Consider the following 13,681-nt stretch of genomic DNA (forward strand, 5'->3'; position numbering starts at 1 on the left):
GGTTCTCCTTTGCTTGTGCGGGAATTACCGATCCGCCGCGACAATGCGGGGCGGTTGGTCGGTGTGTTCGGGGCGCGCCTCGCGGCGGCAGAGATAGACTTCGGGCTCGGGATGCGCCTCGATGGCGAAGCCCGAACTGCGCAGCATCGCCTCGGTGGCCGCGCGGTTGGGCACGAACCAATTGGTCGGATCGTGGGCAAAACGGTGTTCGATGAAATGCAGACGCGGCGCGGCATCCTGATGAAACAGGGTGTCGTCGTCGAAATCATAGTCGTGGGCCAGATTGGCCACCGCCTGCGTGCCGCGCTGCATGCACTGGAACAGCATCTGCTTGCCCACCACATGTTCGTGCAGCAGGTCCAGCGCCAGAAGCGGATGGCGCAGGTGGTAAAACACGCCCATGAAGATCACCAGATCGAAACGCCGACCCAGACTGCCAACGTCATAGACGGACATCTGTCGAAAGGTGATATCGGCATCCGCCTGTTCAGCCGCAAAGCGGGCCTGCCGCAGGTAATGCGCGTCACTGTCAATAGCGACCACCTCGGACGCGCCGCGCCGCGCCATTTCAAGCGCGTAGAACCCCGCATTGCAGCCGATATCCAGAACGCTCATGCCGCTCGTGTTCTCGGGCAGAACATGACGGAAACCCTGCCACTTGAACGCGGGGTAGTCCCCCAGAAAATGGTCGGGAGCGGTCTGGATGCCGCCGATCCGCAGGTTGTGAAACCACGGACCCAGCTCGGCGATCCGCCGGGAGAGATCGTCGCTTTCGTCCATCAGGCCTGTGCCCGAGACAACGGCGCGCCTGGGCCAGGTTGAACGCCTGCCGCGCCCACCGCCGCGGCGAACCAGGCGGCAGTTTGCGGCAATCCCTGATCCAGCGTGACCTTCGGGGACCAGCCCAACAATTCGCGCGCCCGCGAAATGTCCGGACGTCGCCGAGTGGGGTCGTCCTGAGGCAGCGGGCGAAACACCAGACGCGCTTGTCCCGGAACCAGCGCCTGCACCTGACGCGCAAGGTCGAGAATGGTGAACTCTTCGGGATTGCCGAGATTGATCGCGGTTTTCGGCGGCTCCGCGACCTCCATCAATGCGTGCAGACCAGCAACCAGATCCGAAACATAGCAGAACGACCGCGTCTGCTGCCCCTTGCCGTAAATCGTGATGTCGTGCCCCTGCAGCGCCTGCACCAGAAAGTTCGACACCACGCGCCCGTCATCGGGGCGCATGCGTGGCCCGTAAGTGTTGAAGATGCGTGCCACCCGCACATCAAGCCCGGCGCGCGCGTAATCGAAACACAGGGCTTCGGCAGCGCGCTTGCCCTCGTCATAACAGGCGCGCGGACCGGTGCAGTTGACGTGGCCAGCGTATTCTTCGGGCTGCGGGTGAATCTCGGGATCGCCATAGATCTCGCTGGTCGATGCCTGAACGAAACGCGCACCGTGATCCCGCGCCAAATCCAGAAGGCCCGCAGTGCCTTCCACATTGGTCAGCATCGTGTGGATCGGATCGGCTTGATAGTGCGGCGGCGAGGCGGGACTGGCGAGGTTGTAAATCCGCTCAAGCCGTTCGCGCAGTATAACGGGCGCGCGCACGTCGCCCCGGACCATGCGGAAATCGCGATAATTGCACAACGGCAGGATGTTTTCCTCGCGCCCGGTCAAAAAACTGTCGAGGCAGATCACCCGATGCCCCTGCTGCAGCAGCGCTTCGCACAGATGTGAGCCGACGAAACCGGCGCCGCCGGCAACCAGGACGGTCTTCTTGGTGGATGGTACAGGTCTCGGGGTCATCGCAAGTCTCCTTTTCTACATGTTACGTTCGCTGCAATCTGTCGGCCCCGACACCGTGCAATACGGCGGCAAGTTCGCGCGCCCGTGCCTGTCCGGTGTGGTTTGCCAATACGCGGCGGCGCGCCGTGTCTCCGAGAGAGCGGCGGGTGGGATCGTCCAGTTCGGTCAACGCGGCCACCACGTCGTTCGTGTCTTGCGCAATCACGATCGCCTCGCCGTCGGGCAGCAGCTCTTCCAGCCCCGGCCATGTGTCGCTGATGATCGGCGTGGCGCAGGCGCCTGCCTCGAACAGGCGGACGCTGGGCGACCAGCCCATCCGCCGCATCGCGTCGCGGGTGACGTTCAGGGTAAAGCCTTGGGCGTTGTAGAATTCCGCGTGGCGCGCGGGCGGCAGATGCTCGATACGCTCAACGTTCTGCGGCCAGTCGATGCTGTCGGGATATTGCGGCCCGGCCACCACAAAACGCCGGTCCGGCAACTGTCGCGCCGGTTCCAGCAGCAGCGCCTCAAGGGTCGGCTGGCGGTCGGGACTATAGGTGCCGAGATAGCCCAGATCCCATCTTTGCGGCACGTCCTCTGGTTCATAGCGATCGGCATCGACCGAACAGTAGAGCGCCTCGGCCCGGCGTGCGCCGCGTTCTTGCTCCAGATGCTCCAGCACCGCGCCGCCTGCAAATGAGAAGTAGATGTCAAACAGCGGCACCTGCCGCGCCGCGATATATTCCGCATCACCCTTGTCCAGCCGGTCCAGCGTCACCGGTGTGTCGATGTCGTAAAAGCACAGAAGACGCGGGTTCAGCCCATGCAGCGCGTCGATGATGCTTATGCCATCCGGCACATATGAACCGACGATGACAGCATCGGCGCGAGCCAGCCTCTTGCCGTGCCGGTCCAGCATCGCAGCGGGGTCGTCGTAAAGCTCAAGCTCGCAGAAATCCGGATCGGGCAGATCACGGTGGGGGGCATACCACGGCACATCGCGTTCCAGAAACAGCACGCGATGGCCCTCGGCCGCCAACCCGCGCAGCAGTGCGCGAAAGGTGGTGGCGTGACCGTTGCCCCAGGACGATGTCAGCGACAGGCCCAGAATGACGATGTCGAGCGGGGCGGTCATGCGATTGCCCTCGCGGCTTTCAGGCGGGCGCGGAACAACTCGTCGGCCAGTTCTGCCCGATCGGTATAGGTGTGTTCGCGCAGAACCCGCATCAGCGCGCGCCGCCCGATCCTTGCGGCATCCTTTGGGGGTGTGTCCCTGACCAGGTCGGCAACGTCCTGCCCGTCGCGAGCGACGAGGATTTCCTTGCCGGGCTTCAGAAACAGTTCGACCCCTTCCCAGGCGTCAGTGACGATGCAGGCCCCTGCTCCGGCGGCTTCGAAAACGCGGGTCGCGGGTGAAAAACCGGTTTCGGCCATGCTGTCGCGGGCGATGTTCAGCACCATGCGCGCGCTTGCGTTCAGCGCGTTGTGATCGCGCGTGGGTACATGGCCCAGCGCGCGGACATTTTCAGGCATCGGATGCCCCTCCCATCCCGATCCGCCCAGCACAAAGCGCGCCTCGGGGCAGGCAGCGGCGGGGGCAAAGAACCAGGCGGCCACCCGCGCGTCGCGGTCGGGCAGGCGATTGCCCAGAAACGCCATGTCGCAGGTCAGCCGCGCTTCGGGGGGGACCGGGTGGTGGGTATCGGGATCAAGCGCATTGTAGACGGGTACGCAATCGCGCGCGCCCAAGGCACGGTAGGCCGCGATGACCGGATCGCCGCCGCCATAGGTCAACACCAGATCAAGTTCCGGCAAGGCTGCGCGCAGCGGGTGATCGGGGGACGCGTGCAATTCGGCCAGCGTGGCGGGCGCGTCCACATCCCAGAAGATGCGCAAGGCACCGGGGCGGGCTGCGGCCATGACTTCGGCAAGCAGCAGGTCGTCCTGAAACCCCACGCCGCTGGTCTTGACCACGATATCGGCGTCGCTGGCGTTTGCTGCCGCTGCGCGCAGGGCAGGAACCGTGCCGTCATAGACCACCACACGCGCCCAGTCGGGCGGGTCGATGTCGCGGTTTTTCTGCCGGTCATGTACATCCGGCTCGTAAAAGGTGATGTCATAGCCGCGTGCGGCAAGCGCCCGCAGGATACCGCGGTAATAGGTGGCCGCCCCGTTCCAATAGGCCGACAGCAGGCTTGATCCGTAAAAGGCGATCTTGGTCATGCGAGGCGCTCCTGTGTCTGTACGTTGATGCCAAGCCCCGTCAGGATCGCCAAAAGTTCCTCGGCGCGGTGACGGCAGGTGTGTCGCGTGCGGATCGTTTCAAGCCCCGCAGCGACGACTTCGTGGCGCATGTCGTCGTCATTCAGCAGTGCCGACAGCTGCGTGCGCATTTCGCTTCCGTTGCGGGCGCGCAGGTGATCAATGCCGGGGCGGAACATCTCTTCGCAATCGTCCCAGGGTGCGCTTACCAGCGGGATGCCGCAGGCCAACGCCTCGAACATCCGGATGGTGGGGATGCCGGGCAGCGCCTCGACATAGGGCGCACGCGGCACGTGCACCGTCACGCGGTGACGGGCAAATTCCCGTGGCACGTCAGCGTTTGCCACCCAACCGCCATAGGCGATGCCAGCACTGGCAAGCCGCTCCAGCGCCGCGTCTGGATAGCGCACGCCGCGCACGGTGGCCGAAAGCTCAAGCGCGGCGACCGGGTCAATCAGGAATTCGGTCAATTCGGCGCTGCGTTCGCCATCGCCCCAGTTGCCGATCCACACCAGATCGGCTTCGGGCGTTTGCGCGATCGGACGAAACAGCGCCACATCCGCCGCCTCGTGCCAGGTAAAGACCTGCCGCCCCCAGCCTGCATCAAGATAGCGGCTTCGCAGGGTCTCGCCAAAGGCCAGGACAGCATCATAACCCGACAGGTCAAGCGCGCCGATCTCACCAGCGGCGCTGACCGCGCGGTGATGGGTGTCGTGAAACAACAAAGTGAAGCGCCCGCCGTGCCGCCGCACTGCGCCAAGCTCGGCGATCAAGGACGGGTCGGTCCACTCATGCACCACCACCACGTCGGCATCGTCCAGCAGATCTTCGTGGCGGGTCCGGTTATCATAGCGGCGCGTGTGCAGCGTCGGAAAGGTGCGGTGAAAGGCGGCGATCGCGTCGGGGCCTTGGTCGGCCAGCAGATTGTCGCGTGACCAAGACACCTCCGGTTCAAGCGCCAGCGCCTGATGCCCGAGGCCCTGCAGTTCCCGCATTACGCCGCGCAGGAAATGCGCGTTGCCGTGGTTCCAGTCCGAGATCAGCGAGTGGGTGTAAAACAGAAAACGCATATTATCGCACCTCCATACCAATGGCATGGGCCGCGCGTGCCCTGTCATAGATCGCGGCCATCGCTTTGGCTTGTGTGGACAACGCGTAGCGTGCGGCGCGTTCTTGTGCCGCTGCACCAAACTGGGTACGCAAGGCCAGACCATCAATCAGACGGTTGACCGTCGCCGCCAGCGCAGACGCGTCACCGGGCGCATAGAACATCGCAGCACCCTCCCAGAGTTCGCGGTAGGTCCGGATGTCGCTGAGCACCAGCGGCACGGCAGCGCGCGCAGCTTCGGCCACGGCAAGACCGAAAGGTTCGTAACGCGAGGACGAGACAAAGATGCCCGCGCCCTGTATCAGCGCCAGCGTATCGCGGTGCGGCAGTGGCCCGAGTTCTTCGGCGTGGGGCAGATCGACCCGCGCGCCATTGCCACCAGACACCGGTCCGGCCATCCGCACCGGCCATGCGATCTGTGATGCGGCAAGGTCCAGCGTGGCTGCGTCCTTGCCCTCGTCCCACCAGCGCGCGGCAGCGGCCACATAGGGGCGCGACTGCGTCTTGCCCTCCGCCTCGGGGCTGGCGTTGTGCACCACCTGCAGGCGGTCAATCGTACCGTAGCGGGCAATCAACGCCTTGGCGTGGGCGCGTGAGGGGGCGATAACGGCATCTGCCGCGTCAAAGCCCGCCCGCGTCAGTTGCGCCTGCCACTGCCAGCTTTCAGGCAATTCGCCGCCCTTGACCGCAGCGAACCAAGTGACAATGCAGGAATGCGAGACCGTAACCACGGGTATATCCAGATCTAGCCCCACGGCCTGACTGGGCAGGTTAAGATGCAAAAGATCGACACGGTGCCGCCGGGCCAATGCCGCGATCTGGCCGGGCACATCGCGCAGGGCGTCAGCGTCCTGCACCATCCAGTCCAACGGCCCGTCGCACCATTCCAGCTGGCCCACCGCTTTGGCCTCTTCGCGTTGTGCCTCGGTGGGGCGGGGACCGAACCCGACAAAGATGACCTCGTGGTCCCGCGCCCGCAGGCCTCGGCCAAGGTCGAGCGCGTAGCGCCATACACCGCCTACTGCATCAAGGGTCATCAGCAGCCGGGTCATGACGCCACCGCCCGCTGCGCGCGGGTGTCTTCGGGCGAAAGCCCCCGGTTCAGGCGCAGCCAATCGGCCAATTGCGCAAGCCCTTCCTGCCAGCCGATGCGCGCCTGCCAGCCGGTGCGCGCGCTCAGCAAGCCGGTGTCGGCGACAAACCACAGCTGATCGCCCTGTCGCCAGCCATGACGGGTGATGTCGCAAGGCCGACCTGTCAGCGTTGCGATCTGGTCCAGCACCGCGTTCAGACTGACCGCATTTCGCGCGCCGCCGCCAAGATTGAAAGCGGTGCCGCTTACCCTGTCGATGTTGTCCAGCACGCTGCGATAGGCTGCAACCGCATCGTCCACGTGCAGCACATCGCGCACCTGCTTGCCGTCGCCATAGATCGAGATCGGTGCGCCTTGCAGCGCCCGGATCAGGAAATGTGCCACCCAGCCCTGATCCTCGGTGCCGAACTGGCGGGGGCCATAGATGCAGCTCATCCGCAAAACGGCGGCCGGAATGTCATAGGATTTCGCGTAGTCCAGTACATATTGGTCGGCCACGCCTTTGGAACAGCCGTAGGGCGTGCAAAATTCCAATTTGCGGTCCTCGCCTATGCCGCCCTCGCGGATGGCCCTGTCAACGGGCAAGTGGCGGTCGGCGTGTTCGGCCATTTCGATATCGTCGAGCGCACCGTAAACCTTGTTGGTGCTTGCAAAGAGCACCGGCAAGCGACGTCCGGTGGCGCGCACCGCCTCAAGCAGGTTCAGCGTGCCCCGCGCGTTGATCTCGAAGTCCTCCACCGGATCGGTCAGGCTGGTGGTCACCGCAGTCTGCGCCGCCAGATGCACCACCGCGGCGGCGTCCTGCGTGGCCGCGCGCAGGCTGGAGACATCGCGCAGGTCCGCTGGCACCGGATGCAGCCGCGCACCGTGGCGGTCGGCGAGCCAGTGCATGTTCTGCTCGACGCCGGGGCGCGCAAGATTGTCATAGACGATCACCTCGCGGCCTTCGTTCAGGAAGCTGTCCGCAAGATTGCTGCCGATAAAGCCGCTGCCGCCGGTGATCATCACGGGACGGGCGGCAGTTTTCAAAGCCGGAGCGGCAAGACGCGTGACCTCGCGCACCCGCTCCACCCCGCCCGACGCCAGCATGCGGGCCAGCAGCTTTGGCCGGTTGCGCGCGTCGACCGCGCCCATGTGATAGTGACGTGGATCGAACCAAAGCCCTTCCTGCACCGCCACGTCCTCGGGCAGGTCGCGCCAGCCGTACCAATAGACACGGTCGGCACCCGCGTCGTAGGCCTCGATGAACCGGCGCATCTGCACGGCTTCGTCCCCGCGCCAGGTGGAATAGCCGGTTTCGGTCAGCCAGATTTCCGCGCCGGGATTGTATCGGTCAAGGATTGCGCGGGTTTCGCCAAGCGCCGCGCTCCAGCCCTGCCACGATCCCTCTTCGCTGTCCCATGTGCCCGGAAAGCCGTGCACGCCGACGGCTGCCATTTCGGCCAGCACGCCTCGCTGACCCATCAGATCCAGCCAGATCGGATCAAACGGAGCGGGTCCGCCCAACACTGCATTCCAGCCGCGCTTGTTGATCCAATGGGCGGCGCCGCCCACCATTTCGCAGAACATCTGGTGATCTGTGTCATGCCTCCAGTCCCAATCCAGCAGGTTGTTGGGCTCGTTCCACAGCTCAACATGGGAAAAGTGACGTCCGTGCCGCGTCAGCACTTGATCAATGAAATCGGCATAGGACTTCAGGTCGTGCGGCGGACCGGAGCTGCGTCCGGTGCGCGACAGCGAAGGCGGCGTGTAGTGCACGCACGGCAGCAGGTCGATCTCGCGCCCCAGATAGGGCAGCAGCCAATCGTACCACGCGGCACCCCCCGGTGCATGATATTCTGCCCACGACAGATGTGTGCGCAGATAAGTCGCCCCGGCGGCGCGCATGTCCGCCAATGCCTGCTTGACGCGCGCGTGTTCATTGGGACGAAACCATTCGGCAAAGCCATATGCGCTGGTCACGATACCAGCCTCCGGGTTTCAAGCTGGCGGCGCATCTCGTTGCCGCGGTCGATGACGGTCTGGCCGCGCACCCAATCGACAAAATCGCCAAGCGAGTTTTCCAGCCGCAGCTCCGGAGAGAAGCCCAGACGCGCCTGCGCCTTTGAGATATCGGCAAAGCAGTTGCGGATATCGCCCGCCCGTGAGCGCCCCAAAATCTCAGGGGTCAGATCGGGGCGCCCCATTTCATCGGCCAGCAGGGCCGCGACGCGGGCGATGCTGTAGGCGTGCCCAGACCCGATGTTGAACACCTCGCCACCGATGTCCGGCGTTTCGAGCGCCAGCCGAAAAGCACGGGCCACGTCCGCCACATGCACGAAGTCACGCTGCTGCGCGCCGTCTTCAAAGATTGTCGGCCGCTCGCCGCTGGCCAGACGCGAGGCGAAATTCGCCAGCACGCCGGTATAGGGGTTGGACAGGGCCTGTCCCGCGCCGAACACGTTGAAGAGCCGCAACGCCACGGTGTCGGGCGCATAGGTGTTGCCAAAGATCAGGACGGCGCGTTCCTGCGCATATTTCGTAAGCGCATAGATCGACGCCAGATCGACATGCTTTGTCTCGTCGGTGGGCACCGCGCGCAAGGGTGCCTCGTCAGGCCCGAGTATATCCCACTGACCGGCGCGCACGGCGGCGGGGTCGCGGCGCGCATCATCGACTGTGTCACCGGCGCTGGTCACATACCGCCCCTCGCCGTAGACGCTCATCGACGAGGCGACCACAACCCGTTCCACCGGATGATCCAGCAGCGCTTCGAGCAAGACCGCAGTGCCCAGATCATTGGCGCCGACATAGCGCGCAATCTCGTACATCGACTGGCCCACACCGACTTCCGCCGCCAGATGCACCACCGCGTCGCACCCCTCCAACGCGCGGCGCAGCGCCTGCGCATCGCGCATGTCGCCGCGGACGAAATCGACATCTTCGGGAAGCGGCGCGGCGTCCTGGTGCACCTGTTCGATCAGGGCATCATACACGCGGACATCATGCCCGTTTTCCATAAGTTCCTTACTGACTTCGCGGCCTATAAACCCGCCGCCGCCGGTGATGAGTACACGTGCCACTTCAACCTCCTCGTCGTATTTTGTCAGATTTAATGGGCGCCTGATTTGGTCTCCCAATCTGGTTCTGTAACCCCCAGTTGTGCGAACGGTTCCCGAATTTTGCTGCAGCATCAGCAGGAACCAAAATCCGTTCCAGTCGTTGGAAATCGAAATACTGGCGGCGCGTTACAGACGGATCTGCTGCCAGACGTGCTGGAGATTTTCATGGACGCCAAGTCACCAAAGGAAATGCAGAGGGCCGGATCAAAGATGATGCTGGCCGCAAGGATGGTCGGGCCGGGGCAAGTCGATCTGGTCGAGCGGCCCATGCCGGTACCGGGTCCCGCACAGGTGCGGATTGCGCTCGAAGGGTGCGGTGTCTGCGCCTCCAATCTCGGTCCATGGGCGGGGCCTGACTGGATGGAATTCCCAACGGAAAGCGGCGCACCCGGCCACGAAGGCTGGGGGCATATCGATGCCTTGGGCAGTGATGTGACCGGGCTGAAGGTGGGCGAGCGTGTCGCCTTTCTGGGGCAGCACAGTTACGCCACCTTCGATCTCGCGGATGCGCGCCACGTGGTGAGGTTGCCGCCGGAACTGGACGGCCTGCCGTTTCCGGGCGAGGCCTTGGGCTGCGCGATGAATATCCTTGCGCGCAGCGGGATCAAACCGGGCATGCGGGTTGCCATCATCGGGATCGGTTTCTTGGGTGCTGCGCTGACCAGACTGGCCGCAAACGAGGGGGCCGAGGTGATCGCCATTGCGCGGCGGGACCTGTCACTGGCGCTGGCGCGACAGATGGGGGCGGCCCATACGATTGCGCTGGAAGACCACTGGGAGACCATCGAAGAGGTGCGCGCGCTGACCGAGGACACGCTGTGCGAGGTGGTGATCGAAGCGGCAGGCGCGCAATGGCCGCTCGATCTGGCCGGGGATCTGGTGGGCACACACGGACGACTGGTGATCGCGGGTTATCACCAGGACGGCCCCCGGCAAGTGAACATGCAGAACTGGAACTGGCGCGGGATCGACGTGATCAATGCCCATGAACGCGACCCCGCCACCTGCGTCGCGGGCATGGAACGCGCGGTAAAGGCCGTGGTCGCCAGAAAGCTGGACATCGCGCCGCTTGTGACCCATCGGTTCGCGCTTGATCACCTGGGCGCTGCGCTTGATGCCACCCGAGACAAGCCCGACGGTTTCGTCAAGGCGTGGGTCGCATGTCGCTAGACGCTGCCGCCATAGCCCGCCCCCGGCTTGGATTTCTAGGTCTGGGCTGGATAGGACGACATCGGATGCAGGCGGTCGCCGAGACCGGTCTGGTCGAGATTGCGGCGCTTGCCGATCCGGTGGCGGACTGTCTGGCCGAAGCCGGAGCACTGGCACCGGATGCGGCGCAGGGCAGTGACATGGAAACCCTGCTTGCCGAAGACTGCGACGGGATCGTCATCGCCACACCCAGCGCGCTTCACGCCCGGCAGACGATCCGCGCGCTTGAGAGCGGCGCGGCGGTGTTTTGCCAAAAGCCGCTGGGCCGTGATGCGAACGAGGCCACACAAACGGTTGCTGCCGCCCAGAAGGCGGACCGTCTGCTGGGCCTCGATCTGTGCTATCGCAAGACCGCCGCTATGCAAGCGATCCGGGATGTCGTGCGGCGCGGCGACATCGGCGACGTCTTCGCCGCCGATCTGGTGTTCCACAATGCCTACGGGCCAGACAAGCCGTGGTTTTACGATGCCGCACTTGCCGGCGGGGGCTGCGTGATGGATCTGGGCGTGCATCTGGTGGACCTGGCGCTGTGGATGCTGGATTTTCCTGTGGTTAAAGACATGTCTGCGCAGCTTTTCGCAGAAGGAAAGCCGCTGTCCACGCGTGACCAGGTCGAAGATTACGCCACCGTCACGCTGCAACTGGATTCTGGCGCAGCGGTGCGTATCGCCTGTTCGTGGAACCTTTCGGCAGGACAGGACGCGGTGATCGGGGCCGATTTTCATGGCACGCGTGGTGGCGTTTGCATGCGCAACCTTGGCGGCTCCTTCTTCGACTTCGAAGCCTGTCACCACACCGGCACGACCAGCCGCCTGCTGTGCGCGCCGCCCGACAACTGGGGTGGACGCGCAATAGAAGAATGGGCAGGACAGCTGGCGCAAGGGGCCTGCTTTGACCCCCGCGCCTTCCACTTCATTCAACTCTCGGAAACAATCGACCGCATCTATGCCGGGTCGCTTCAACAGCGCTCATAAGGTCTTTTGAAGCGACAGCATCGGTGCGACGGCGGGCCGGTTCATCAGCAGTGACATCATTGAGCATCTGCGATCTGGGCAGCTAAATTCTTGAACAATTCTTGGTGGTCTGGCGGCGCAGGCGCCCTGAAACAGGATCGTGGCCGACCTCTTGGAACTTGCAGGGTCTCCTTCAAGCCTTGCTTGGATTGGGTCCGGTGCTGCCTTTCGCCTGCACGGTCAGCGGCTTGCCCCGCTTGCTTGGCGGTGAATGTGGATTTTGGTTTTTCGGGTGTTCAATTAGACCTGCATGATAATGGCGGCGTTCAACCTCGCGCAGAAGCGTCAGACCCGCATCCGAACTCAACTAGGCCCGAGCGTAGAATATAGAGGTTTCCACTGCGGTCTCCTTCCATGCGCTTTGATTCTGACGCACAACCTGAGGTGCTTGTTCCGCACTGCATGGCTGTCGTGGAAAGCGTCGTGGCCAGAGGCGCGGCGGGCGGGAACATTGGCGAACGTCCTGTGTTGTACTTATCTGACGGACAGAGCCATGCTGACAGACAGGCCAGTGCGATGAAGATACCCAAAGACGCCGCCTTCGACAGCACCATGACGCGTAGCCTGTCCTACACTGTGCGAGATCAGAATACAGACCTGGCGGTCAACAGAATTCCTGCGCGCCCCCCGTCGGGGTTTCGCATGACAGAAATCATGGTTCAAAAATGACTGTGGGCCATTCGCTCGCGGAAGAGGCTGACGCTGCCGACAGATCGAAAATTTGCTATTGCGGGTGCATTATGTTCGTCAGAGACGGGCGACGGCGCCCCAGCGAGCGCAAGGACACCATGCCTTAGAACGACCGTGTGACCCCAAGACTGGTCGAGACGTTGCGATAGCTGTTGATGACGATGTTTGAATTCTGACGCTCAACACCAAACTTGATCACAGGGGCGAAACCGCGATAGCTCCAATTCTGGTTGGTGATGTGCACGGTCGCGGCGGTTTTTCGGTCCATGCGCTGCACGCCGTACAGGGGATGAATGCCGTCAAAGTCGTTGTGATCGTAAGAAAGATCCAACCCAACCCGCAGCCCGCCGACAAAGGTGTAATCGCCCCCGATGGACAGCCCCTGTGCGTGGCCCGCAGCGAGGGAATAGGCGCTGGACCGGTTTTCAAACCGCGCACCGGCTCGCAAGACCAACTGCGCCGATGCGGCATAGGCAAGCTGCACGTTTGCCGCAGCCCGGCGCACATCATAGGCGCTTTGGACATAGGAAAGCTGTTCGTGCTGCACGCCGAACGACAGGCGCGCCCGTTGGCCCAACGCAAAGCCATAGCCCAGTGCCAGCCCCTGCGAGCGGGTGTAGGTGCTGTTGTCCAGTCGCCGTTGCGTCGCGAAGACGTCTGCAGTCAGCCTACGCCCCGACTGGTCAAAGTGCACGATCCCCGCGGTTGCGCGCAGGAAAACGTCGTCGGGCGCGCGTCCGTCGAACAATCGCGCCTGCGCGTCGATCCCAAACCTTGCGCGTGTGCGTTCGCCGATCATCGGCAACGCGGCCAGGCCAAAGCCCAGCTCGACGCCGGTGGCGGGTTCTTCGCGGGCGTTTGGGTTGATGTTAAAGACCAGCCCGCCCAGGTTCACGGTTTCCGCCTGGGTCCGCCGTGCGGCGTTGCTTTCTGGGGTCAGGGCAAAGCGGAAATATCCCTGCCAGTTCTTCGAGCGTTCCAACCGGTCGATCTGGTTTTGAACCTGGGTCTGCACCTGCGGCGGCAAGTCCGCCCCCTTGACCTGTTCAAGGTGATAGCGCGCGCGCTTGTGCTGGCCCGATGCGACAAGCGCGCCTGCCAGTTCCAGCCGGAACATGGGGTTGGCGGGCACTTGCGCCACCAGTTTCGACAGCGGCGCCACCGCTGCGTCGGGGCGCCCCGCGCGGGCATTGGCCACACCCAGAATCCACAGACGCCGCAGCGCTTCGGTCTGCGATTTCGGGGCATAGGCTTCAAGCTGCGGGATGACCTGCGCCGCCTGACCGTCGAGAACGGCCTTTTCCGCAGCATCCAGAGTGAAGGCATGGCCAGATTGCGGCCAGGCCAGCGCGACCGCCGTAACCAGAGAAAAAATCAGGAAAAACCGCGCACCGAACGTCAAATCATACCCTTCCCCGTCACACGCCAAA

Annotated in this window: 12 protein-coding genes; 3 read left to right on the forward strand and 9 right to left on the reverse strand. The window is 63.8% G+C overall.

The genetic code is table 11. The features are described 5' to 3' along the window. Window positions 1-24: 24 nt before the first annotated feature. From NTA49_RS02575 to NTA49_RS02610, 8 genes are read right to left on the reverse strand one after another with little or no spacing between them, the layout of a single operon-like run. A complete protein-coding gene (locus NTA49_RS02575) occupies window positions 25-780 on the reverse strand; it encodes a TIGR04290 family methyltransferase (RefSeq protein WP_258293084.1) in 756 nt (251 codons plus the stop codon). Then, window positions 780-1,796, reverse strand: a complete 1,017-nt coding sequence (locus tag NTA49_RS02580) for a UDP-glucuronic acid decarboxylase family protein (RefSeq protein ID WP_258293085.1) — start codon at window positions 1,794-1,796, stop codon at window positions 780-782. The genes NTA49_RS02575 and NTA49_RS02580 overlap by 1 nt, the downstream gene beginning before the upstream one ends. 22 nt (window positions 1,797-1,818) lie before the next feature. Beyond that, complete coding sequence (locus NTA49_RS02585; RefSeq protein WP_258293086.1) at window positions 1,819-2,910, reverse strand: CgeB family protein; 1,092 nt, start codon at window positions 2,908-2,910, stop codon at window positions 1,819-1,821. Beyond that, window positions 2,907-3,998 (reverse strand): CgeB family protein, encoded by a 1,092-nt coding sequence (locus tag NTA49_RS02590; RefSeq protein ID WP_258293087.1) that lies wholly within the window; start codon window positions 3,996-3,998, stop codon window positions 2,907-2,909. The genes NTA49_RS02585 and NTA49_RS02590 overlap by 4 nt, the downstream gene beginning before the upstream one ends. Further along, window positions 3,995-5,107 carry a CgeB family protein gene (locus tag NTA49_RS02595; protein ID WP_258293088.1) on the reverse strand — a complete coding sequence of 371 codons (1,113 nt, stop codon included), beginning with the start codon at window positions 5,105-5,107 and terminating at the stop codon, window positions 3,995-3,997. The genes NTA49_RS02590 and NTA49_RS02595 overlap by 4 nt, the downstream gene beginning before the upstream one ends. 1 nt (window position 5,108) lies before the next feature. Next, window positions 5,109-6,182, reverse strand: coding sequence for a glycosyltransferase family 4 protein (locus tag NTA49_RS02600; protein WP_258293089.1), 1,074 nt, complete (start codon window positions 6,180-6,182; stop codon window positions 5,109-5,111). Between the two features lie 11 nt (window positions 6,183-6,193). Further along, on the reverse strand, window positions 6,194-8,200 hold the full coding sequence (locus NTA49_RS02605) for an NAD-dependent epimerase/dehydratase family protein (protein ID WP_258293090.1): 2,007 nt from the start codon (window positions 8,198-8,200) through the stop codon (window positions 6,194-6,196). Continuing rightward, window positions 8,197-9,300: an NAD-dependent epimerase/dehydratase family protein gene (locus tag NTA49_RS02610; protein WP_258293091.1), complete on the reverse strand. Its 1,104-nt coding sequence runs from the start codon at window positions 9,298-9,300 to the stop codon at window positions 8,197-8,199. The genes NTA49_RS02605 and NTA49_RS02610 overlap by 4 nt, the downstream gene beginning before the upstream one ends. A gap of 204 nt (window positions 9,301-9,504) precedes the next feature. Between NTA49_RS02610 and NTA49_RS02615 the strand changes: the two genes are divergently transcribed. The 3 genes from NTA49_RS02615 to NTA49_RS02625 all read left to right on the forward strand — a co-directional run bounded on the left by NTA49_RS02615 (window position 9,505) and on the right by NTA49_RS02625 (window position 12,230). Then, window positions 9,505-10,509 (forward strand): MDR/zinc-dependent alcohol dehydrogenase-like family protein, encoded by a 1,005-nt coding sequence (locus NTA49_RS02615; RefSeq protein WP_258293092.1) that lies wholly within the window; start codon window positions 9,505-9,507, stop codon window positions 10,507-10,509. Beyond that, complete coding sequence (locus NTA49_RS02620) at window positions 10,500-11,522, forward strand: Gfo/Idh/MocA family protein (protein WP_258293093.1); 1,023 nt, start codon at window positions 10,500-10,502, stop codon at window positions 11,520-11,522. The genes NTA49_RS02615 and NTA49_RS02620 overlap by 10 nt, the downstream gene beginning before the upstream one ends. Before the next feature lie 393 nt (window positions 11,523-11,915). Further along, a complete protein-coding gene (locus tag NTA49_RS02625; protein WP_258293094.1) occupies window positions 11,916-12,230 on the forward strand; it encodes a hypothetical protein in 315 nt (104 codons plus the stop codon). Window positions 12,231-12,354: 124 nt separating this feature from the next. Here the strand turns inward: NTA49_RS02625 and NTA49_RS02630 are convergent, their stop codons facing one another. Beyond that, window positions 12,355-13,653 carry a surface lipoprotein assembly modifier gene (locus NTA49_RS02630; protein WP_258293095.1) on the reverse strand — a complete coding sequence of 433 codons (1,299 nt, stop codon included), beginning with the start codon at window positions 13,651-13,653 and terminating at the stop codon, window positions 12,355-12,357. Between the last annotated feature and the right edge of the window lie 28 nt (window positions 13,654-13,681).

The sequence above is a fragment of the Pseudosulfitobacter koreensis genome (genome assembly GCF_024733015.1).
Classification (GTDB): domain Bacteria; phylum Pseudomonadota; class Alphaproteobacteria; order Rhodobacterales; family Rhodobacteraceae; genus Pseudosulfitobacter; species Pseudosulfitobacter koreensis.